The organism is Conservatibacter flavescens, from assembly GCF_002795425.1.
In the GTDB taxonomy this organism is placed as follows: Bacteria; Pseudomonadota; Gammaproteobacteria; order Enterobacterales; family Pasteurellaceae; genus Conservatibacter; species Conservatibacter flavescens.
In genome coordinates this window covers 16,445-37,762 of sequence record NZ_PHHA01000038.1, presented here as the reverse complement: position 1 = coordinate 37,762, position 21,318 = coordinate 16,445, and the positions used below count along the sequence as shown (strand labels likewise).

General features: G+C 39.1%; 23 protein-coding genes and 1 pseudogene. 14 read left to right on the top strand and 10 right to left on the bottom strand.

Annotated elements, in window-relative coordinates; translation table 11 throughout:
• Positions 1 to 3: 3 nt before the first annotated feature.
• The 4 genes from cysE to CVP05_RS12015 form a co-directional block, all read right to left on the bottom strand.
• Positions 4 to 810: a serine O-acetyltransferase gene (gene cysE / locus CVP05_RS12030; RefSeq protein ID WP_100289807.1), complete on the bottom strand. Its 807-nt coding sequence runs from the start codon at positions 808 to 810 to the stop codon at positions 4 to 6.
• 2 nt (positions 811 to 812) lie between these two features.
• A complete protein-coding gene (gene gpsA, locus CVP05_RS12025) occupies positions 813 to 1,829 on the bottom strand; it encodes an NAD(P)H-dependent glycerol-3-phosphate dehydrogenase (RefSeq protein WP_100289806.1) in 1,017 nt (338 codons plus the stop codon).
• Between the two features lie 76 nt (positions 1,830 to 1,905).
• Entirely contained in the window at positions 1,906 to 2,409 is a 504-nt protein-coding gene (gene secB / locus CVP05_RS12020) for a protein-export chaperone SecB (protein WP_100289805.1), read from the bottom strand.
• Positions 2,410 to 2,430: 21 nt separating this feature from the next.
• On the bottom strand, positions 2,431 to 2,874 hold the full coding sequence (locus tag CVP05_RS12015) for a rhodanese-like domain-containing protein (RefSeq protein WP_100289804.1): 444 nt from the start codon (positions 2,872 to 2,874) through the stop codon (positions 2,431 to 2,433).
• 258 nt (positions 2,875 to 3,132) lie between these two features.
• Between CVP05_RS12015 and CVP05_RS12690 the strand changes: the two genes are divergently transcribed.
• The 5 genes and pseudogenes from CVP05_RS12690 to CVP05_RS12870 all read left to right on the top strand — a co-directional run bounded on the left by CVP05_RS12690 (position 3,133) and on the right by CVP05_RS12870 (position 5,190).
• Entirely contained in the window at positions 3,133 to 3,270 is a 138-nt protein-coding gene (locus tag CVP05_RS12690; protein ID WP_165773161.1) for a hypothetical protein, read from the top strand.
• Between the two features lie 3 nt (positions 3,271 to 3,273).
• A pseudogene (mog, locus tag CVP05_RS12010) lies at positions 3,274 to 3,591 on the top strand (molybdopterin adenylyltransferase); the annotation flags it as partial.
• A 46-nt stretch (positions 3,592 to 3,637) separates the two neighbouring features.
• A complete protein-coding gene (locus tag CVP05_RS12005; RefSeq protein WP_100289803.1) occupies positions 3,638 to 4,336 on the top strand; it encodes a tetratricopeptide repeat protein in 699 nt (232 codons plus the stop codon).
• Positions 4,337 to 4,771: 435 nt separating this feature from the next.
• The gene (locus CVP05_RS12855; RefSeq protein ID WP_279324790.1) at positions 4,772 to 4,900 is read left to right on the top strand and encodes a hypothetical protein; all 129 of its coding nucleotides are present in this window, start codon (positions 4,772 to 4,774) and stop codon (positions 4,898 to 4,900) included.
• An 8-nt stretch (positions 4,901 to 4,908) separates the two neighbouring features.
• Positions 4,909 to 5,190 carry an SEL1-like repeat protein gene (locus CVP05_RS12870; RefSeq protein WP_100289802.1) on the top strand — a complete coding sequence of 94 codons (282 nt, stop codon included), beginning with the start codon at positions 4,909 to 4,911 and terminating at the stop codon, positions 5,188 to 5,190.
• Here CVP05_RS12870 and nfuA read toward each other — a convergent pair.
• Both nfuA and CVP05_RS11990 read right to left on the bottom strand, forming a co-directional pair.
• Entirely contained in the window at positions 5,081 to 5,665 is a 585-nt protein-coding gene (nfuA, locus tag CVP05_RS11995; RefSeq protein WP_100289801.1) for a Fe-S biogenesis protein NfuA, read from the bottom strand. The genes CVP05_RS12870 and nfuA overlap by 110 nt on opposite strands.
• 97 nt (positions 5,666 to 5,762) lie before the next feature.
• The gene (locus tag CVP05_RS11990) at positions 5,763 to 6,449 is read right to left on the bottom strand and encodes an amidophosphoribosyltransferase (RefSeq protein ID WP_100289800.1); all 687 of its coding nucleotides are present in this window, start codon (positions 6,447 to 6,449) and stop codon (positions 5,763 to 5,765) included.
• Positions 6,450 to 6,625: 176 nt separating this feature from the next.
• Between CVP05_RS11990 and CVP05_RS11985 the strand changes: the two genes are divergently transcribed.
• Complete coding sequence (locus tag CVP05_RS11985) at positions 6,626 to 7,438, top strand: Cof-type HAD-IIB family hydrolase (protein WP_100289799.1); 813 nt, start codon at positions 6,626 to 6,628, stop codon at positions 7,436 to 7,438.
• Between the two features lie 66 nt (positions 7,439 to 7,504).
• On the opposite strand, the gene zapB is transcribed toward CVP05_RS11985, so the two are convergent.
• Positions 7,505 to 7,744, bottom strand: a complete 240-nt coding sequence (zapB, locus tag CVP05_RS11980; RefSeq protein ID WP_100289798.1) for a cell division protein ZapB — start codon at positions 7,742 to 7,744, stop codon at positions 7,505 to 7,507.
• Between the two features lie 177 nt (positions 7,745 to 7,921).
• Here zapB and glpX point away from each other — a divergent pair, with 177 nt between their 5' ends.
• Complete coding sequence (gene glpX, locus CVP05_RS11975; protein WP_100289797.1) at positions 7,922 to 8,935, top strand: class II fructose-bisphosphatase; 1,014 nt, start codon at positions 7,922 to 7,924, stop codon at positions 8,933 to 8,935.
• Positions 8,936 to 9,020: 85 nt separating this feature from the next.
• Here glpX and glpC read toward each other — a convergent pair whose 3' ends face one another.
• From glpC to glpA, 3 genes are read right to left on the bottom strand one after another with little or no spacing between them, the layout of a single operon-like run.
• Positions 9,021 to 10,292, bottom strand: coding sequence for an anaerobic glycerol-3-phosphate dehydrogenase subunit GlpC (gene glpC / locus CVP05_RS11970; RefSeq protein ID WP_100289796.1), 1,272 nt, complete (start codon positions 10,290 to 10,292; stop codon positions 9,021 to 9,023).
• The gene (gene glpB / locus CVP05_RS11965; RefSeq protein WP_100289795.1) at positions 10,282 to 11,574 is read right to left on the bottom strand and encodes a glycerol-3-phosphate dehydrogenase subunit GlpB; all 1,293 of its coding nucleotides are present in this window, start codon (positions 11,572 to 11,574) and stop codon (positions 10,282 to 10,284) included. Before glpB ends, glpC begins: the two co-directional genes overlap by 11 nt.
• A complete protein-coding gene (gene glpA, locus CVP05_RS11960; protein WP_100289794.1) occupies positions 11,564 to 13,243 on the bottom strand; it encodes an anaerobic glycerol-3-phosphate dehydrogenase subunit A in 1,680 nt (559 codons plus the stop codon). Before glpA ends, glpB begins: the two co-directional genes overlap by 11 nt.
• 294 nt (positions 13,244 to 13,537) lie before the next feature.
• Between glpA and CVP05_RS11955 the strand changes: the two genes are divergently transcribed.
• From CVP05_RS11955 to CVP05_RS11925, 7 genes are all read left to right on the top strand, one after another.
• Positions 13,538 to 15,199, top strand: a complete 1,662-nt coding sequence (locus CVP05_RS11955; protein WP_100289793.1) for a signal transduction protein — start codon at positions 13,538 to 13,540, stop codon at positions 15,197 to 15,199.
• Positions 15,200 to 15,202: 3 nt separating this feature from the next.
• A complete protein-coding gene (locus tag CVP05_RS11950; RefSeq protein ID WP_100289792.1) occupies positions 15,203 to 16,129 on the top strand; it encodes a dihydrodipicolinate synthase family protein in 927 nt (308 codons plus the stop codon).
• Positions 16,130 to 16,141: 12 nt separating this feature from the next.
• Complete coding sequence (locus CVP05_RS11945; RefSeq protein ID WP_100289791.1) at positions 16,142 to 17,209, top strand: sialidase family protein; 1,068 nt, start codon at positions 16,142 to 16,144, stop codon at positions 17,207 to 17,209.
• Positions 17,210 to 17,222: 13 nt separating this feature from the next.
• Positions 17,223 to 18,203: a tripartite tricarboxylate transporter substrate binding protein gene (locus CVP05_RS11940; RefSeq protein ID WP_100289790.1), complete on the top strand. Its 981-nt coding sequence runs from the start codon at positions 17,223 to 17,225 to the stop codon at positions 18,201 to 18,203.
• 62 nt (positions 18,204 to 18,265) lie between these two features.
• Positions 18,266 to 18,721 (top strand): tripartite tricarboxylate transporter TctB family protein, encoded by a 456-nt coding sequence (locus CVP05_RS11935; protein WP_100289789.1) that lies wholly within the window; start codon positions 18,266 to 18,268, stop codon positions 18,719 to 18,721.
• 14 nt (positions 18,722 to 18,735) lie between these two features.
• Positions 18,736 to 20,244: a tripartite tricarboxylate transporter permease gene (locus CVP05_RS11930; RefSeq protein ID WP_100289788.1), complete on the top strand. Its 1,509-nt coding sequence runs from the start codon at positions 18,736 to 18,738 to the stop codon at positions 20,242 to 20,244.
• Complete coding sequence (locus CVP05_RS11925; RefSeq protein ID WP_207761372.1) at positions 20,245 to 21,282, top strand: substrate-binding domain-containing protein; 1,038 nt, start codon at positions 20,245 to 20,247, stop codon at positions 21,280 to 21,282. It begins immediately after the preceding gene.
• The last annotated feature ends 36 nt before the right edge of the window (positions 21,283 to 21,318 follow it).

Below are 21,318 nucleotides of genomic sequence, written 5' to 3'. Positions count from 1 at the left end.
TTCCTAAATGTTTAATGCTTCATCTGTTTCAATAAAATACTGATTCATATCAAAAGCAGGTTTTGCTGCTTTATCATGTCCAATTATCCGCGCAGGCACACCTGCCGCTGTCGCATATTCTGGTACGGCTTGTAATACTACGGAATTCGCCCCGATCTTAGCATACTTACCAACTTCAATATTCCCTAAAATTTTGGCGCCAGCGCCAATCATTACCCCTTCACGGATCTTCGGGTGGCGATCACCGCTTTCTTTCCCTGTTCCCCCTAAGGTAACACCTTGTAAAATCGAAACATCATTTTCAATCACAGAGGTTTCTCCCACGACAATCCCCGTCGCATGATCAAACATAATGCCACAACCAATTTTAGCCGCAGGGTGAATATCGACATCAAACGCGACTGAAATTTCATTTTGTAGATAAATCGCTAACGCTCTACGCCCTTGATGCCATAAATAATGCGTAACCCGATAGCTTTGCAAGGCATGAAATCCTTTAAGATAAAGTAATGCTGTTGACCACAAATCCACTGCAGGATCACGTAAACGAACTGCACTAATATCACAGGCTGCACTATCAATAATCTGAGGATTAGCCGCATAAGCTTCTTCAATAATTTCTTTCAATGCTATAGCCGGCATAATGGCATTCGCGAGTTTATTCGCCAAAATATAGCTCAAAGCGCCACCTAAATCTTGGTGTTTCAGAATCGTGGAATGAAAGAAACTTGCCAACATCGGCTCGTTATCTACCAATTGCTTCGCCTCTGCACGAATATTCAGCCATACTTCATCTAATTGTGCTGGCATATTTACTCCTCTTTTTTCTCTCGCCCCAATAAAGCAACCGCGGCTTCTTTTGCATTCTTACCACAAAATAATACTTGATATATTTGTTCTGTTATAGGCATTTCAATCCCGTATCGTTGTGCCAACAAATATGCTTCTCGAGTATTGTGATAGCCCTCAACTACCTGCCCAATATTGTCCATCGCAGTTTGTGCCGTAATCCCCTGTCCTAACATCATGCCAAAACGACGATTCCGCGATTGATTATCTGTACATGTCAATACTAAATCGCCCAGACCTGACATCCCCATAAACGTATTTGGATTGGCACCTAAAGCAACGCCCAACCGAGTTATCTCCGCAATTCCTCGAGTAATCAAAGCCGTTCTTGCATTTGCGCCAAACCCCATTCCATCAGAAATCCCTGCGCCAATAGCGATGACATTCTTAATCGCGCCACCAAGCTGTACACCTAACATATCATTATTAATATAAACTCGAAAATGCTTGCTACAATGAATACGCGCTTGTAATTCCAACGCAAATTGCTCATTATGCGAAGCTAACGCTATCGCGGTTGGCAATCCGGCTGCGAGTTCTTTTGCAAATGTTGGTCCTGAAAGTACCGCGAGTGGATAACGATTACCCAGTTGCTCCTCTACCACTTCTTGCAATAAGCGCCCTGTATCTCGCTCTAATCCTTTCGTGGCCCACACAATGCGATGTTCTGGCCGTAAGTGCGGTTTAATTTTAGCAATAATTTCACCAAATACATGGCTAGGTACAACAATCAATAAATCACGAGCTGATTGGATCGCTTTACCTAAATCAGGCTCAATATTCAGAGATTCAGGAAAAGCAATATCTGGCAAAAATTGACGATTCTGACGTTCGGTACTTAACCGTTCACAATGTAACGGATCATGTCCCCATAAATAAGTAGGATAACCATTACGTGAAAAAGCAATCGCCAGCGCTGAACCATAAGAACCTGCACCTAAAACAGTAATGGGTGATGTTGTGATATGAGTATGCGACATGGTTCACCTCGATATACAAATATGACAAAGTTACCAATGAAAGAAATGGGGCAAGCTATTCTTGCCCCAACAAAGATTAATGAACTTCGTTGTTGCTTTCTGCTTCTGCTGCTTGTTCTTGCTGACGTTGCAAATATTCCATAAACAAAGCATCAAAATTAACAGGGGAAAGATTTAATGCCGGGAATGTACCACGATTCACTAAACTTGATACCAATTCACGTGCATAAGGGAATAGCATCTCTGGGCATTTTGATGTTAAGCAATGAGTCATTTGCATATCATCTAAACCGCTAATCGTAAACACACCAGCCTGTTTTACTTCACAAATAAATGCCAAATCACCCGAGTCTTCCAACGTGGTTTCAACAGAAACATTTAAACAGATTTCATATAAATCTTCTGCTAACGCTGTAGTTTCTGTACTTAAATCAAATTTAAGCTGTGGCTTCCATTCTTGCTGAAAAATGGTTGGTAAATTGGGTGCTTCAAATGAAACATCTTTAATATAAATACGTTGAATCTGCAACACCGCTTGAACTTCTTGTTCTTCTGCTGCCACTTGATTTTCTTCAGACATGGTATTTTCCTTTTTAATCAATTATTTCACTAAAGGTAAGTTTGCACTTCTCCAACCCGCAATGCCTTCTTTCAGAGCATAAACGCGGCTAAAGCCTTGCTTAAATAATTCTTCACCGATATTTGCCGCACCTAAACCATTAGCGTCAACGACTACAACAGGTGAAGATTTATGCTGTTCTATTTGCCCAATGTTTTTCTTTTTAATATCACTTGGCGTTAATTGTACACTGCCAATCACATGGCCACGTTTAAATTCATCTACACTACGTAAATCCACAATCACCGCATCTTCTTTATTAATCAACGCGGTCATTTCTGGATTGGTGACAACTTTGACTTTACTGGTGGCACTTTTTACAAAGGTATAAATAACCATAACAAATACGGCAACCCAAGCCGTTACCATTAACGTATGATTCTTGGCAAATTCAATCGCCATTGGCATAAATTCTGCTTCGTTCATTTTGCTCTCAATAGATGATAAAAATAAGATAATAAAATAGAGCCTAAGTATACCCCTAGTTATAGGATTGAGCAATCCACAGCAAGCTAAACAGCTGAAAAATCTAATATCCCTATATTTAAATAACAAATTATTAACAACTGATTGAATTTAACTCGCTTTTCACTAAAAAATCAGTTAGATTGCTAAGGACGAGAGGGCATATTGAAGTCTATTCAGTATGCCTTTTTTATAATCACAATAAATAAGGAAAAATGCATGGAACAATATCAAACTGTTATACGTGGCCATTTAGTCTTAGCATTTGGTGAAATCAAAGATGGGTTTGTTGCTATTCAAAATGGCAAAGTCGCACGAATCGCGGATTGCGCACAAGGTTTACCCAGCGCTGAGTAATATTTAGCGATTGCCGACCGAGAAATGCCGGGTTTTGGGGAGAAGATGCGTCAAGTGAGCTTACACTTTGTCCCAACGGCTATTCTCTCTCGCCAAGTTGGGGCAATTCGTGGGCAATCGCTCATTCTCAATTTACCAGGGCAACCGAAAGCAATTAAAGAAACCCTCGAAAGGGTTAAAGACGAACAAGGCAACGTGATGGTAAAAGGCATTTTCAGTGCTATCCCTTATTGCTTACAGCTCTTAAGCGAAATTTATATCGACATCCGTGCTGAAATTTGCGAAAGTTTCAGACCGAAATCAGCAAGACGCAATTCATAACGCCATAATAAAGCGTTGCTTGGACGGAATATCAAGGAAATTAAAAATGAAATTAATTAGACTTTTGCCCTTACTTTTAACCACTGCAACATTTTTTTCTCTGCCTCAAACTGCCCTAGCGACAGAGTTTGATTCTAGTCTTACCCAACAAACATTAAAAAAAGCCCAGCAAGGGGATGTGGAGGAACAATACTTTATCTGTATAGCTTATGAACCAGATAGCAAACAGGCAGATGTAACAAAAAATGAACACGAAGCTATTGAGTGGTGTAAAAAAGCCGCAGAGCAAGGACATATAGGGGCAATATCAAACCTTGCTCATCTTTATATAAAGCAGAAAAAATTCTCCTTAGCCTTTCCATTATGGCAACAGCTATCTTATAAGTCTATTGATGATTATATTGCGTATGAAAAAACGCGAATATACAACAGAGGACAGGATGAAAATAACATACGCCTAATAGCTAATGCTTATCAAGCAGAACACCGTTTTAATTTAGCTATTGCTTATTTAAATGGCTATGGCACGGAACAAGATTATAAGAAAGCCAAATATTGGGCTGTGAAGATAGTAAACGAGAATCATAATCGCATTGGCTTCACTATATTAGGGAATTTATACCAATATGGCCGGGCTGTTCGACTAGATAAATATAAGGCAATAGAATTGTATGGCGAAGCTTGTAATGGGGGACATCAATATGCCTGTGATCAATATCGTAAATTAAAAGAACTAGACCATTAAATGAAAAACTTTTGTTGGCTTACATTAGGTATATTTATCGGTTAAATGAAATCCATACCCAAGCTTCTGCTCCCTTTAACAGCTTACCGAATATGTTTTTACAAGAGCTCAAAACGAAATTAGACGACAACCAAGAGGACTTAATAAAAACACATCTTGAACACTATCAGAATATAGTTAATGAAGGGTTAGTTTTTCCACATACCCAAACAGAATGCCGAAAGTTATCAAATTGACTTAATCAAGTTATAGAAACTTACCAAAAGTTAAAGCAAGACATTCAACTTCACAAAAGTAGCTGTTTACCCTTACCTGAACCGAATAATCCTCTCTATCTAACTCAACTTTTTGCTCACAAAGTTAAACTTGAACAGCTAAAACAGAAATTTATTGCTAAACTATACCAACAATTACACCTTAATTAGGCTAAATAAGATGAAAATATATAAATGTATTACCGCACTTTTTACCTACCTTTTTTCGCTTGCTATTTGGGCTTCAGATCTAACAACCCTTACCCAAAAAGCCGAACAGGGTGACTTAGATGCCCAAACTATTTTTTAGGCAAGGGAATAACACAAGATTACACACAGGCAAGAATATGGCATGAAAAAGCAGCAAAATGGCTACGATTAGCAGCTGAACAAGGCGATCCATATTCTCAATTCTATCTAGCAATGCTATATACAAATGGTCTTGGTGTTAAAAAAGACCTCAAGCAGGGATCAAATGGGACAGTGAGGGCTAATAATAAGAATGCTCGCCACGCTGATGCTCTGTCACATCACGCACACCCGTTAACTCACCCGCAAATTGACTCACAAGCTGTTTCTCAACCCCGTCTTTTAACGTGACATCAATCATAGAACAGCCATTACATCCGCCGCCGAATTGCAATACCGCCACGCCATCATCTGTAATTTCAATTAACGTAATATGCCCGCCATGACTTGCTAACTGAGGGTTAATTTGTGTTTGAATCACATAATCTACACGCTCAATTAACGGCGCATCATCTGCCACCTTGCGCATTTTTGCATTTGGCGCTTTTAACGTGAGTTGTGCGCCTAATTCCTCTGTCACATAATCAATTTCCGCTTCATCTAAAAACGGTAAACTTATTTCATCAATAAACGCTGAAAATGTATCATATTTCATTTCCGTATCAGTCGCTTCAACTGCGTTCGGGGGACAATACGATACACCACATTCCGCATTTGGCGTACCTGGATTAACCACAAAAATACGAATATTTGTCCCCTCTTCTTGGCTATCAAGAAGTTTGCGGAAATGGGCTTGCGCCGCCGCAGAAATACTAATTTGTTGCATAATAAATTTATCCTACTCTATAAACTTAAATGAAATACTTGACTGTTCTTGTCAGGAATCATACTCCTAGAAAGGCTTTTATGCAATAAATTCCCCATTAGGTTTTGCATAATCCCCACACTTGAATATGCGCGATCCCCTGCTGGCGCAATTGCTTAGCTATTTCATTTAATGTTGATCCCGTCGTAATGACATCATCCACCAAAGCAACAGAGCCATACGAAAATTGCGTTATTTTATTTGAAATAGTAAACGCATTTTCCATATTTAGCCGACGCGCCTTAGCGCTGAGACCTCGTTGGCTAGGGGTATTTTTAACACGCCATAACACATCGGCATGATACGGTAATCGCAGATAAGTGGCGAGATAACGCGCTAATAGATCAGCTTGATTATAATTTCGTTGCCATTGTCGAGTATGATACAAAGGAACAGAAAAAACCGCTTCTGGTAATGCAATACCATGAGTCCGCTTTGCTTGTCGAATGGCAAGGTATAATAAACGTGCCAAAGTACGATCGAGCCAAAACTGATTTTGAAATTTAAAACGATGAATCAAATCAGATAATGGCTTCCGGTATTCACTGGCCACAACGATTTGATCCCAGTTTGGTTTCTGTCTTAGACATCGCCCACATATCGGCGCATTCTCCTGCAACCGAGAACCACACCGCCCACAATAAGAATAACGAGGAATATTTCGATAACAGCGACAACACAACCCATGAGCCGCAATAGCCAAAACTTGTTGGCATTGTACACAACACGCTCTTAAAATATTCATTTTTTGACCGCACTTTTAAAACATATCCATTTTTATTCGTTCCAACATATCCTGACAACAAGGAAGATCATATATTTTCCCTTTAAAACTGCGATCTTGATCGTAAAAATAACAAATATACTGCCAAAAACTGTTAGAATATTTTTAACACTACTTTGAAGAAGGAAAGCAGCAATATGAATTATCGTGATCAAATTAAAATTGTCTTTTTTGATATTGATGACACCTTATATTTGAAAAAACAAGATACCATTCCTGACAGCGTACAACCCGCATTACGTCAACTTAAAGCCAATGGCATTATACCCGCCATCGCGACAGGCCGAACACGCTGCGCCTTTCCCGCTAAAATTGAAAAAATAATTTGTGAAGAAAATATCGACGTAATTGTGACAATGAACGGCCAATATGTTACCTATCAAAACGAAGTACTCAAAAAATTTCCACTTAATCCGCAAGACCTAACGCGCATGATCACATTTTTTGAGGCTAACAATATTGAATACGCCTTAATTACTGCTGATAGAGTCTTAGTCTCCGAAGTCAATGAACATGTGCGCTTTGCTCTCGACCCTATTACAACAAACTATACGACTATCCAAGATCCCGATTTCATTTTACACAATGACATTTTTCAAATATTGGCGTTTTATGATGAAGAAAAAGAACGTTTTGTACAAAATGCGGGTATTTTTCAACATGTTCGCACAGTACGTTGGCATGAAAACTCGGTGGATATCTTTGACGAAAAAGGATCAAAAGCAAGAGGTATTCAAGCTGTCTTACAACGCCTTAATCTTTCAATGGATCAAGCGATGGCATTTGGTGATGGTTTGAATGATCTAGAAATGTTGAGTAGTGTTGGCGTTGGGGTGGCAATGGGGAATGGCCATGACGAACTCAAAAAAGTCGCCAACTATGTTACAGACAGCGTAGCAGAACATGGTATTGCGAATTTTTTACATAAAGCAGGATTAACTAACGCTTAGTTAAGCTTTGGCTAAATAAAAACCCCATTATCTTCATAAATAATGGGGTTTTGTTTGGGAATATGTTTAAACGTTATCAATTTTACCCAATAAAGAACGTAAACGCTCTTGCCAATTGGCATGTTCATGTTTCAACTGATCATTTTCATGACGCAACGCATCATTAGCTTGTTGCATATCAGATTTTTGTTGCTCTAATTGTTGGATACTTTCATTTTTTTCTTCAATTTCCAATTGAAGTAACTGAATAGTTTCTACTGCCTGTTTAATTTTTTCTTCTAGTTGATCTAAAATTTCTAAAGACATAACCCTTCCTCATTATATGTCGGTAAATATAAGCCCTATTCTACCGCACTTTCGCCCGTGTTTTAAAGGATAAATTCATGGAAAATAAAAATTTTACTTTTCTTGAGCTTGATTGTAACGCAAGCGTTTTCTTAATGGTAGAATAACCAAAATTTTCATTCAACAAAGGACAACATCATGAACAGATCATTAGCGATTGAATTTTCAAGAGTGACCGAAGCTGCTGCATTAGCTAGCTTTGCTTGGTTAGGGCGAGGTAATAAAAATGCAGCCGATGAAGCCGCTGTCAGTGCCATGCGATTAATGCTAAACCTGATTGATATGAAAGGGGAAGTTGTCATTGGTGAAGGTGAAATTGATCAAGCTCCGATGTTATATCTCGGTGAAAAACTGGGTAAAGGTGGGGGCGAAGAAGTCAGCATCGCAGTTGATCCTATTGATGGTACTCGCATGACCGCAATGGGACAATCTAACGCACTGTCGGTTTTAGCCGCTGGGGGGAAAGATACTTTTTTACGTGCCCCTGACATGTATATGGAAAAATTAGTTGTTGGCCCACAAGCAAAAGGCATGATTGATTTAAATCTCTCATTAGAGCAGAACTTGCGCCGAGTGGCCTCAAAAATGGGTAAATTACTTTCTCAACTGAACGTAATGGTACTCTCCAAACCGCGCCACGACGATGTTATTGCCAAAATGCATGCATTAGGCGTACGCGTGTTTGCCATTCCAGATGGTGATGTTGCTGGTTCTGTATTATGCTGCCTCCCTGAAGGAGATATTGATTTATTATATGGCATTGGCGGAGCGCCGGAAGGGGTTGTTGCCGCTGCAGCAATTCGGGCATTAGGTGGCGAAATGCAAGCGCGCCTTATTCCTCGCCATCAAGTCAAAGGCGATACCGAAGAAAATCGTGCTATTGCCGAAGAAGAAATTCGTCGCTGTCAGGCATTAGGCGTTGAAGTAAATACGGTGTTGAAATTAGAGGATTTAGTCCGTGATGATAACCTCGTCTTCTCTGCAACAGGTATCACAACAGGCGATTTGCTAAAAGGTATTCAACGCAAAGGCAACCTCGCGACGACAGAGACCCTCGTGATTCGTGGACGTTCTCGAACAATTCGTCGAATTCTATCCACCCACTATTTAGATCGCAAAGATACTGAGTTATATCGTTTAATCGGCGCATAATCTTTCCCCTGCCAAACGCAGGGGAAACATCTTACCGTATTCCGAAAAACAAAGTGCGGTCATTTTTCATCTTATTTTAAGGCGCTTATTTAAGCGCCATAGACAACAATGTTATCGGATGCAGACATTGTAAATTGGTGGACATATCAATTTGCCATTTACAAGTCTCACATTCCGATACCACATAATCAAAGCCACCTTCGTTAATGTGATCGAACAAATTTTTACCAATTGCCTGTGATACATCATAATTTTCTGCTTTGAAGCCATATGTCCCCGCAATGCCACAACACTGGGACGGCAACATCACAATTTCTAAACCGGGAATATGGCGTAATACATCTAAGGTATACGGCGCCCAACCGGCTTTATCCACATGACATGCCGTATGATAGGCAACCCGTAACGGCATTTCACGCAACGGCAACCGACGTCCCTGTTGGAACAATTGATACAAGTAACGGGTCACAATATTCACATTATCACGAATCTGACTGTTATCCATTCCTAAAACATGATGATATTCATCACGCAAATTCATCGTACAACTTGATGATGTCCCAACAACATCTAATTCACGTTGATGAATCGTGTATTCCAATTGTCGAATATTAAATTCAGCTTGAGATTTCGCCCGCTCAGGAAAACCATTAACCGTTAATGGCAGCCCACAGCATTTCTCTTTCTCCAACAACATAACACCGATATCCATCGCATTAAACACATCAATTAACTCCTTGCCTAATTGAGGATTGTTATAATTCACATAACAACCGTGATAATAAGCAATTTTTTCATGATAGAGCGATTGACGTGCCAACTGATGTTTTTTATACCAATGGCGAAACGAACCAAAAGAATATTTTGGCAAGGTACGATGCCGGCTCACATTCAAGGTTTTTTCCAATAGAAAACGTGTCGCTTTCAACCCAGTGATTTTATTGACAATTGGTGCAAATGGGCTATTTATCTTGCCCATAATATCCGTATTACTCAATACCGCATCACGTAATTTATGCATAAGTGGTTTATTTTGACGATCTAAATGCTTATTACGCGCTCTCACAATAATATCACCGATTTTTACATCAGATGGGCAAGCGACTTCACAACGTTTACAATTAGTGCAATACTTCAATGCCTCATCATACAAATCAGCACTTTTCAAACGCAAACGTTCACCATCTGGTCCTGACTGCTTTGGTCCAGGGTAAAAAGGATTTTGACGAGAAACCGGACAAACTGCTGTACAAGCCGTACATTTGATACAACTTTCAAAACTTTCATCAACATATTGATGTGCGATATTTGGCCCACCGCCTTGTTTGGCTTGCTCAATGAGCTGATTAATATTCATCTCCACCTCCGATTTGTTCTGCCGCCCACAATGCAGTCACAACCGCCACTCCCGATCCACAACCTAACTCAATACCATTATAGCCACCAATGACATTACCTGCGGCAAACAAATTTTGTAAAAATTGACCGCTCTTTTGCACTTGACAATGGGAATTGATAATCACACCCGCTGATTGATAAGGTTGTGGTTGACTAAAACGAGCATGGGTCCAACTCAAACGCTTATCCGCAGCAAAATCCGCCATTTCCAAAATATCTGCACCAAACACAGGCTCATAAATGCGATCAAATTCAGCAACTAACCCATTACTAAAAAAACTCCCAGAGGCCAAAACAAAATGTTGAGCACTAATTGCAATATCCTGATGAATTTCCGTATAAATTTTTACCACTCTATTCCCATCTAACTCTGCTCGCAAAGCACGATCACCGTTCATCATTAAACCACCCGATTTCTCAAAACGATAACGTAATTGTTTATGCTGGCGAATCCCCAATAACGACGGAGGCAAAGTCGGTAATTCAAATAGTGCCAAACCTGTCGCCTCGCGCAATTGAGTGAAAAAAACTTGCGTATCTAAACCAAAACAAGCAGGTAAAAAAACGGCGCTTGCCCCTTTTGCCGCTTCCTTAATCTCATTGACCAAATTATGAAACGATAATTTATGCTCCAACAGCTGTGCAATATTCACACTACGAAACTCTCGTGCGGCTTGACGTAATTGATCTAATTCCGGAATATTCAAATATCCTGTACTCACCTCACAATGGGCAAACGGCGCCTGTTGCAATAAATTATCCGCCAACATTTGTGGCTGAAAATCATGGTAGCCTTCAATGCCTAATATTGCGATACGATCATGCGCAAACGCCTCACCCTCCAACACTGTCGGTACACTATTCGGTGACAACCAGGAGGCACGCAGCCCGCCTAAAGGAGTAACACGATAATGATTTTGAGCAAGGGTCCCTAATAAGTCTAAATTTAATGACTGCGCTAATTGCTCAAATTCTCGCGCTTTTGCCAACACAACCTCCTGACCCAACACGCTATAAGGATGTTGGGGCGCTTGTTCGACCAATTGAGCAAAAGTGCGGTCAATATTTTGTACATTTTTACCATCAGGCAAACGGCTCAATAGATCTAACGAGCCTGATGAAAAATCAATCGCAGCTTGCCCATTATTAATAATGGCGCAACGCTGTCCTTTTTCCTGTAATTTAATGCCGCACACTAAACCCGCTAAACCACCACCAATAATCACCGTATCAAAATTCATTGCTATCCGTCCCCTGCTGCGCTTGGCTGCCAAGCGGTTGCACATCATTTAAACCTAATAAACTATAATAAATCCAACTGGTAAATTCCGCTTCACGCATAGCATCTCCCCAAGCAATCGGTTCAATACCACGCCAACGCTCTTCCATAAAAGCCGCTAGCTGGGTAGTGGATTGACGTGGCGTTGCCACCTTAAAACGAGACATCAAACCAGCCGCACGACAAGCACAAAGCTCAGCCTGACAAGTCCCCATACCCACGCGAGTACGACGGCGCAAATCCACTAAATTATTCACATTTAACTCATCCACCGCATAACGGACTTCCCCCGCAGTCACCGCTTCACATTCGCACACTAAACTACGATCTAAACGCTCGGTTTCGAGCAAACGACTCGCACGTGAACCATGCCGATAAACGGCGGAAATTCGAATTGGAGCAGGCAAGGAAACGACTTTACGATGCGTATCTTCAACACTTTCATTAGAACCTGGCAGCGGACGATGTGCCGTAGAACAAGTACTATTATGGTTTAATTTTTCACAGACCAAATCTGTCGCCCATTCAGCCATCAAACGATAAGTCATAAGCTTACCACCCGTAATCGTAATAAAACCATCTAAGCCATCGCGTTTAGCATGATCTAACAATACAATACCGCGACTCACATTCCGTCCCGACGGATCATTATCCGCAGCCACTAACGGGCGCACACCGGCATAAGCGCGTAACACTCGCGTTTGACGCAAACTTGGTGCTAATTTCTCCCCTTCACGGAATAAAATATCCACCTCTTCCGGCGTGACCTCCATATTATCAATTTGATCATAAGGAATACGGCTTGAAGTTGTACCGATTACACAAATAGTATCACCCGGCACTAAAATATCCGCATCAGCTGGTTTACGACAACGGTTAATCACCAAATTATTAATACGGTGCCCCATAATCAACAACGCACCTTTAGCAGGGAACATCTTAATACTTAAATCACCGTACTCCGCAATCCCCTGCCCCCAAATCCCACCAGCATTCACAACCACTGGGGCAAAAAATTCTCGGTGCATTTTGTATTTATGATCATAGGCTTTTACACCAATCACCCGCGCCCCTTCGCGAATAAGACCAACTACCTCACAATATGTAAAAATTTGTGTACCATTTTCTTTGGCATCAAGCATATTCGCAGAGGTTAAACGGAATGGATCAACAGTCCCATCCGGCACAACCACCGCACCAATTAAATTCGGATTAACAGAAGGTTCCAAACGCTTAGCCAACGCAGGCTCAATAGCAACGGCCTCAATACCCGATTCAGAGCAAGCTTCAAGAAAGGTTTTCTGATACTGAATATCATCTTCAGGCAAAGTAATAAATAAACCTTTAGAGTCTTCAATACAATGACGAGCAATACGCTTGAGAATCATATTTTCCTCAATACATTCTCGCGCCGACTCACGATCATTCACCGCATAACGCGCCCCGCTGTGCAATAACCCATGATTACGGCCTGTAGCCCCCGTAGCAATATCACGTCGCTCCAACAAAACACAACGCAACCCACGTAGCGCACAATCTCGAGCCACACCAGCCCCAGTTGCACCACCACCAATAATAATGACATCTGTTTCCACTCTGCCATTCATCTGAAAGTCAGTTGCCAATCGCATAATGCTTCCCCACAAAATTCGATTACGAAATAAATAAGCATATTTTACCTTAAAAAAAACATTTTGTGAGCGAAAAAGAACAAATTTGCTAATGAGATCACATAATAATCATTCTATGACATGGCTACTAAATAAAATAAAGTTTGTGATGAAAGTCACAAATTAGATATAAATGACTTGAAATAATTTTCCCACCCTCATTAAATATAAAAGGCTACCTCGAGTTAGCAAGTAATATCAATGAGGTTTATATAAAAATCATCTCACAAACAATCAATTGGAATAGGAGTCATCATGTTAAAAATAAACTTACCTCCAGCAAAAACAGTTATAGACGTGCAAACCAATGAAATTCTATTAGTTACCAATGCTGATTTACGGGAAAGTGCAAATATCACCTGCTGGCCTGTCCAAGAAAAATTTGAACAAAAACTGCAAGAGGTATTACATGCTTTAGGATATAAATTAACGCGAGCACACGCTTTTTCAGAAGCAAGAAAACATGGTTTTATAAGTAGCCAACGTGAAGGAAGTGATCTCTTTGCCAAAATTCCCTCTAACGCTCCAATTATTGTTTTATTAACCGCTTGGCAATATTCTCACCATATTGCTCCCTCATTAGTTCACCATAAAGGACCTATTTTATTATTAGCCAATTTTGATGGAACCTGGCCCGGTTTAGTTGGCATGCTATGTATGGCGGGATCCTTAACTAGTTTAGGGGTGAAATATTCTCGTCTGTGGTCAGAAAATTTTGATGATGCATTTTTTCTGTCAAAATTAAAAACATGGCTACAAGAAGGAGAAATTCAATATCCATTGGATTATTTACATAATATCCCTCAAAACCATGCTGTTTTACATACTAAGGCAGGGAAAGTCGGCGTTCAAGTAGGAAATTACATTTTAAAAAATAAAGAAATCATGGGGTTATTTGACACCTTTTGCATGGGAATGATTAATGGTGTCTTTCCTCTACGCGCACTCGCTAACATTGGTATTCCTCTTGAATCCCTTTCGCAATCTGCATTGCTTGTTGAAATGGCCAAAGTCCCTCAACAATTACGAGAACAATGCCTAGCATGGTATGAGCATCAAGGAATGACATTTCATTTTGGCAACGATGCCAAAATCCATTTAACTCGAGAACAAGTGCTTGAACAATGCGCAATGATGATAGCAATGGCACGTTTTGTAAAACGATTTGGCTTAACAGCTGTCGGCGTCCAATACCAACAAGGCCTTAAAGATAGTTGTGCGGCTTCTGATTTCGCGGAAGGGGCTATAGGTTCAACATTACGCTTTCCTATACCGGACGAGAATGGTGATATTATTTGTGCGGATCAACCCATCCCATGTATTAATGAAGTCGACATGGGCTCAGCCATTCCTCAAATTATGCTATATCGATTATTAAGTGCCTTAGGATTACCCGCTGAGACTACATTACATGATGTTCGTTGGGGAAGTGAATATAATGGAACATTTTATTGGGATTTTGAAATTTCTGGAGCCGTTCCATTTGAACATTTAAAAGGCGGAATAAAGGGTGCTACGGGCTATAGACAACCAGCTATGTATTTCCCTAACGGAGGTTCAACTATTGCAGGGCAAGGAAAAGCCGGGAGATTTATTTGGGCCCGAGCGCACTACCAAAATAATGAGGTGATTATGCATATCGGCACCGGTCAAGCAGTTGAATTACCTAAAGAAGAGTTCGAGCGTAGACATAATGCAACAAATATTGAATGGCCATTACTAAACTGCACCTTAGATGGTGTTAATCGTGATGATCTCATGAGCGGTCATCAAAGTAATCACATCAGTATAGCTTACGTTGATGAAGATAAATTATCTGATGTGATGAAAGCTTTCGTATCACAAGCACTCACTCAAGGTATCCACGTCAAAGTAGCTGGCAATGCTATTGATTTATTAAATGAATATGAGGGATAACAGATGGAACAAGATAAATATATTGGTATTTGGCCCGTTATGCTTACACCGTTTGATCATAATGGAAAAATCGACTGGCTATCTCTAGAACGTCTCATAAACTGGTATATCGCCTCAGGAGTACATGGATTATTCGCAGCTTGCCAGTCTAGCGAAATGTTTTTCTTAACTGATCAGGAAAAACAGGCACTCATCAAATTTGTATTAGATGTCACAGACAAACGCATTCCTATTGTTGCTTCTGGCCATACGGCTGATGACTTAAACCATCAAATAGAGCAATTACAAGCCGTCGCAGACTTAGGCGTAGATGCTGTAATTCTGATTAGCAACCGCTTAGCTGCAGAATCCGAAAGCGACGAAGTCTTCTTACAACGATTAAATACAATAGTCGATAATATGCCGACAGCAATCGATCTCGGTATCTATGAATGTCCATATCCATATAAACGTCTGCTTTCTAAGGAAATTATTCAATATTGTATTACAACAAACCAATTTACATTTATTAAAGATACTTGTTGCAATTTAGACATCATAAAAGAGCGGTTAAATTTAACAAAAAATTCTCGCCTAAACCTTGCTAACGCAAATAGTCAAACATTCTTTGACTCTTTGAAGCTAGGCTGCAAAGCATATAGCGGAGTAATGGCTAATTTTCATCCTGAACTCTATGTCTGGCTATATAAAAATATTCAGCACTCACCTGAAAAAGCGAAATTATTATCACAATATCTCTCTATTTCTGCATTAATAGAAAATTTAGATTACCCTGTTTGCGCAAAATATTTTCAATACAAAATAGGTAATTTTAATTCTATTTTTTGCCGTTCAAGAAATAGTCAGCTCTTTCACAATACCTTTTTTCCAGCTGCGGTTGATGACATGATCGAATTAGGCGCAAACATTCAATCATGGTTAGAAATTTAATAGGACAATCATATGACATTTGCAATATATCAAAAAGAGTTTGTATTAGACCAACAGCATAACTTGTTTCAACACTGTCATGCCTCAACAATTCTGGCTATTCCCAATTCTTCTGATTTATTAGTCGCGTTCTTTGCTGGCGAAAAAGAAGGAGCTGGCGATACTGCTATTTGGATTGTTTCTCAACACAACGGCGTTTGGGAAATGCCACGTAGAATAATTGCACAAAGTGATATGCCACACTGGAATCCCGTTTTACATCAAGATAGTCAGACCGGCCATATTTTATTATTTTATAAAGTAGGGACAGATGTCCATTCTTGGATAACAAAATTTGTGATTTCAAAAGATCAAGGGAAAACATGGAGCCTCCCTCAAACGCTGGTGGAATCCGATAATACTCCTCGTGGCCCCGTAAAAAATAAATTAATTGTTACCCAAGATGGCGCTTGGATCGCACCAGGTTCCATTGAAAACGAGCTATATTGGGATGCTTTCGTTGATATTTCTTATGATCAAGGAAAACACTGGATGAAATACCCTATCCCATTAACGCATATCGACCCAAATGAATCTATACACACTGAGCTATGGAGCGGATTAAAAGAAAATACATTATGGGAAAATGACATTTCAAAAATTGCAAAATGGGATGGCGTTATTCAACCAACGTTATGGGAGTCTAAAAAAGATCATATTCATGCTTTGATGAGAAGTACTAGAGGAAAAATTTATCGTAGTGACTCTCATGATAATGGTAAAACTTGGTGTCATAGCTATCCCACCAACTTACCAAATAATAACAGTGGAATTGATGTAGTCAAACTGCCTAATGGCCATTTAGTTCTAGCATACAACCCAATAACTGCCAATTGGGGAATCCGTTATCCCATTGCTATTTCCGTATCAAAGGATAATGGAATCACATGGTCAGAACCTTTGGCAATTGAGGAAAAACAAGGAGAATTTTCTTATCCAGCTATTAATTATGCACAAGGCGCTATTCATCTCACTTATACTTGGAATAGAAAAAATATTGTCTATCAAAAAATTATTTACCAAAACCATTCACTAAACTAAAGGAGACTTCTTTATGAAAAAATATATTTTAACTGCATTAACCTCGATTTTTGCAGTCGGAATCATAAATAATGCTCAAGCCAATCCTCAATTGACTTACCCAACTAAAAATATTGAGGTAATCATTCCTAAAAATCCGGGTGGCGGCACAGACACATCGGCAAGAACAGTTATTGAATTTGCAAAAAATAAAATGCCAGATGGCAAAATTTTTATCCCAGTCAATAAACCTGCTGGTAATGGAATTACTGGGCTAATAGAGGTTGCTAAAGCCAAACCTGACGGTTACAAATTAGTAATGACTACTGTCGAATTAGCCATGTTTCCACATCAAGGCAAATCTCCCGTTACTTACAAAGATTTTACGCCGATTATAACTACTATTGCAGATCCTGTATCTTTAGTAGTTAATGCCAATTCACCTTATCAAACTTTACAAGAGTTTGTCGATGATGCGAAAGCCAAACAGGGCAAATTAAAAATGGGCAATTCAGGAATGGGGGCAATTTATCATTTAGCTGCGGTTCACTTAGAAAAGCAACTAGGCATTAAATTTAATCATATTCCGTATAATGAAGGGACTGGCCCTGCTATTGCTGCATTAGTTGGTGGTCACTTAGATGCGGTTCTCACAACGCCAGGTTCAGTAAAATCACAAGTTGATGCCGGTATTTTAAAAATACTCGGTGTAATGGATGAAAAACGTTTCGAATTATTTCCAACGGTCCCAACATTCAAAGAATCACTTGATTTAAATGAAGATATTAAAATTAGAGCCTGGGCGGTATTAGCCACTACTGCTAATGTACCTAATGACATTAAATCTCAGCTTGTCAGTTCATTTTCAGATATTATTCAAAACCCTGACTATCAAGCTGCATTAAAGAAACAAGGAATTATGCCTGTCGTCATTACAGGAGAAGAAGCATATAAAATGATGAAAGAAGATGATGAGATGTATAGCAAATTAATTAAAGACATTATGAAAAAATAAAGCAAAAGACCAGCTATAGCACAATATAGTTGGTCATTTTTTATAAATTACGGAGGTTATACATGGTAAAAAATAATATTTTTATCGGTTTTTTATCTGTTCTATTTGGCATACTCATACTCTACTTCTCCCAAAATATGAATATGTTCGATGAATACAATATTCCCGGAGAGAGATTTTGGCCATTTTGTTTGGCTATACTTTTTATTTTCTTAGGAATATGCCAATGGATTGAAACTATTATTCACCGCCATAAGAAACATAGTATTAACCTCACTTCTCCCGCAGTCAAGCGAGCTTATGTTCTATTTCTTATCATGATATTTTATGGTATAGGTTTAATCTATATTGGCTTCATTGTTTCCTCCTTACTCTTAATTCCCATTATTATGAAAATGATGGGAGAGAAAAAACCATATACATTTATTCTCGCAGCCTTCGGAATAGTCTTCTGTATTTATCTATTTTTTGAAGTCATTTTTAATTCACCACTGCCATCAGCATTATTATTTGAATAGTTGAGGAAAATATTATGGATTTTCTGGATTCATTATTAATCGTTTTTAACTTAAAAACATTGGGAATTATTTCTCTTGGTGTTTTCGCAGGTATTATCATCGGTGCATTACCTGGATTAACTGTTAACATGGGCATTGCTCTACTGTTACCTCTAACTTATTCATTCCAAGGTATAGAAGGTATTTTATTATTACTTGCCGTTTATTGTGGCGCAGTATACGGAGGTTCCATTACAGCTATTTTAATTAGCACACCAGGCACGCCCGCCTCCGCCGCAACCGTATTAGATGGCTATCCTATGGCAAAAAAAGGAGAAGCCGGGCGCGCGCTAGGTTTATCTACATTAGCTTCAGCATTTGGCGGAATATTTAGTACATTTGCACTTATCATTATTGCCCCTCAACTCGCTAAAATCGCAACTGGTTTTTCTGCCCCTGAATATTTTGCCCTTGCAGTATTTGGTATCAGCATTATTACTAGCGTATCTTCTCAATCTATTATTAAAGGCTTAATAGGCGGAGCATTAGGACTATTTATTGCAACAATTGGACTTGATCCAATGACAAGTAATATGCGCTTCACCTTTGACTCTATTTATCTAATGGGCGGAATTTCATTTATCCCTATCCTTGTTGGGCTTTTTGCTTTTTCTCAAGGATTAATTAGCTTTGAAGAAGATTACAGAGAAAGACATGCTAAATTTGCCACCAAAACACCTTCGGCTAAAATTCAAAAAGTACTCCCGTCATGGAAAGATATTAAACGAGTATTACCAACCTACCTGCGTTCTTCCAGTATTGGTACATTGATCGGAGCAGTGCCAGGCACAGGAGGTGATATTGCCTCTTTTATTTCATACAACGAAGCAAAACGCTGGTCAAAGCATCCTGAAGAATTTGGTCATGGTTCACCCGAAGGCGTTTCAGCCCCAGAAGCAGGGGCTAATGCGGTTACTGGTGGCACGATGGTCCCTTTAATGACATTAGGAATTCCAGGTGATGGCGCAACTGCGATTATTATGGGTGCCTTTATGGTTCAAGGATTAGCCTTAGGACCACAATTATTTACCAACAATCCTACCGAAGTTAACAGTATATTTCTTGGATTAATGACAGCAAATATCTGCCTAGCTATTTTAGGGTTTATTTGTATGAAATTTTTTGTTCGGGTTATGGATATTCCAAGAAAAATTCTAGTACCGATTATTCTCATTTTATGCTCAATCGGCTCTTATTCCGTGAATCATAACTTTATTGATGTATTTATCATGATGATAGCTGGTATTTTAGCTTATATAATGATTAAGCTTAATTTTTCTATGTCTCCAATCATCATTGGCATGATACTTGGACCAATGGCTGAATCTAATTTCCGAAGAGCACTAACAATGTCCGAAGGCGACCCAACAATTTTCTTGACAAGACCAATAAGTGTAGTATTTTTAGTTATCTCATTAATTACACTACTGCTTCCAATTATTGGACCAATATTAAAAAAATGGTGGAAGAAAGCGAAGCATTAAATGATAAAGGCTCTGACAAAGAGCCTTAAACTTCGAAACATAATGGCACACAGCGCGGAACAAATTGCAAAAAATTTAAATTTATCCATTACAACAGTCCGTTTAGTATTAAATGGTAAAGCTGATAAATACCGTATTAGTCCAAAAACTCAAGAGCGTATTCACAAATATGTGGAGGTGCATGGTTACTCTGTTAATAGAATAGCCCAAAGCCTAAAAATAAATAAAACCCACCAATTTGCGCTTGTTATTCCACGCTTAACTAACTTCTTTTTCTCTAATTTAGCTGAGCAGCTTGAATCTCGTTGTCACCAATCCGGCTATCAACTCATGATTTGTTGCACCTATAATAATACCGAACATGAGAAAAAACTTATAAAATCACTGGAAGAACACAGTGTTGACGGTATTTTTATTGTCTCTGCAACTGAAGATTGCCAGCGACATGCTATCAAATACTGTTCTAAACCAATTGTATTTTTAGATAGAAATTTTGCTATAGATAACGCCTCTTATGTCGTGAGTAATAACTATCAATCCAGCTATTATTTAACAACAACAATGCGCAGTATGATTTCTGAACCTATTTACTTTTTTGCTGGAGACCGCTTATTACCGACCATAAAAGAACGATTACAAGGGTATAGTGATGCAATACAAGATTATCAAACAGATATCTATATCCACTATTCTGCACATAATACCGTTATGGATGGAAAATTGATGATGGAAAAATATATTGCGCACCATAAAAACTATCCCCACAATTTTATCGCATCCTCTTTGCCTATTTTAGATGGACTTTTAAGTGTGGTACATCAATATTATGGCAAAATCCCACAAGATATTAATATAGGCACTTTTGATGAGTCCTTATCACTAGACTTTCTACCAAATAATGTTTGGTCAATTAAACAAAATGATTCCCAACTTGCTTTAAACGCATTTCAATTAATGTTAGATAAAATTCAAAATAATGATATCCAAAAGACCATCATTGTAGAGTCTCATTTAGTAAAACGCACCACAAAACTATAGAATATAAATTAACCAAGTTCAAAATACAGCATTATC

Bases quoted from the DNA above. Each gene is read 5' to 3' on its own strand.
- cysE (WP_100289807.1), bottom strand. From the start codon at position 810: ATGCCAGCACAATTAGATGAAGTATGGCTGAATATTCGTGCAGAGGCG.
- gpsA (WP_100289806.1), bottom strand. From the start codon at position 1,829: ATGTCGCATACTCATATCACAACATCACCCATTACTGTTTTAGGTGCA.
- secB (WP_100289805.1), bottom strand. From the start codon at position 2,409: ATGTCTGAAGAAAATCAAGTGGCAGCAGAAGAACAAGAAGTTCAAGCG.
- CVP05_RS12015 (WP_100289804.1), bottom strand. From the start codon at position 2,874: ATGAACGAAGCAGAATTTATGCCAATGGCGATTGAATTTGCCAAGAAT.
- CVP05_RS12690 (WP_165773161.1), top strand. From the start codon at position 3,133: ATGGAACAATATCAAACTGTTATACGTGGCCATTTAGTCTTAGCATTT.
- CVP05_RS12005 (WP_100289803.1), top strand. From the start codon at position 3,638: ATGAAATTAATTAGACTTTTGCCCTTACTTTTAACCACTGCAACATTT.
- CVP05_RS12855 (WP_279324790.1), top strand. From the start codon at position 4,772: ATGAAAATATATAAATGTATTACCGCACTTTTTACCTACCTTTTTTCG.
- nfuA (WP_100289801.1), bottom strand. From the start codon at position 5,665: ATGCAACAAATTAGTATTTCTGCGGCGGCGCAAGCCCATTTCCGCAAA.
- CVP05_RS11990 (WP_100289800.1), bottom strand. From the start codon at position 6,449: ATGAATATTTTAAGAGCGTGTTGTGTACAATGCCAACAAGTTTTGGCT.
- CVP05_RS11985 (WP_100289799.1), top strand. From the start codon at position 6,626: ATGAATTATCGTGATCAAATTAAAATTGTCTTTTTTGATATTGATGAC.
- zapB (WP_100289798.1), bottom strand. From the start codon at position 7,744: ATGTCTTTAGAAATTTTAGATCAACTAGAAGAAAAAATTAAACAGGCA.
- glpX (WP_100289797.1), top strand. From the start codon at position 7,922: ATGAACAGATCATTAGCGATTGAATTTTCAAGAGTGACCGAAGCTGCT.
- glpC (WP_100289796.1), bottom strand. From the start codon at position 10,292: ATGAATATTAATCAGCTCATTGAGCAAGCCAAACAAGGCGGTGGGCCA.
- glpB (WP_100289795.1), bottom strand. From the start codon at position 11,574: ATGAATTTTGATACGGTGATTATTGGTGGTGGTTTAGCGGGTTTAGTG.
- glpA (WP_100289794.1), bottom strand. From the start codon at position 13,243: ATGCGATTGGCAACTGACTTTCAGATGAATGGCAGAGTGGAAACAGAT.
- CVP05_RS11955 (WP_100289793.1), top strand. From the start codon at position 13,538: ATGTTAAAAATAAACTTACCTCCAGCAAAAACAGTTATAGACGTGCAA.
- CVP05_RS11950 (WP_100289792.1), top strand. From the start codon at position 15,203: ATGGAACAAGATAAATATATTGGTATTTGGCCCGTTATGCTTACACCG.
- CVP05_RS11945 (WP_100289791.1), top strand. From the start codon at position 16,142: ATGACATTTGCAATATATCAAAAAGAGTTTGTATTAGACCAACAGCAT.
- CVP05_RS11940 (WP_100289790.1), top strand. From the start codon at position 17,223: ATGAAAAAATATATTTTAACTGCATTAACCTCGATTTTTGCAGTCGGA.
- CVP05_RS11935 (WP_100289789.1), top strand. From the start codon at position 18,266: ATGGTAAAAAATAATATTTTTATCGGTTTTTTATCTGTTCTATTTGGC.
- CVP05_RS11930 (WP_100289788.1), top strand. From the start codon at position 18,736: ATGGATTTTCTGGATTCATTATTAATCGTTTTTAACTTAAAAACATTG.
- CVP05_RS11925 (WP_207761372.1), top strand. From the start codon at position 20,245: ATGATAAAGGCTCTGACAAAGAGCCTTAAACTTCGAAACATAATGGCA.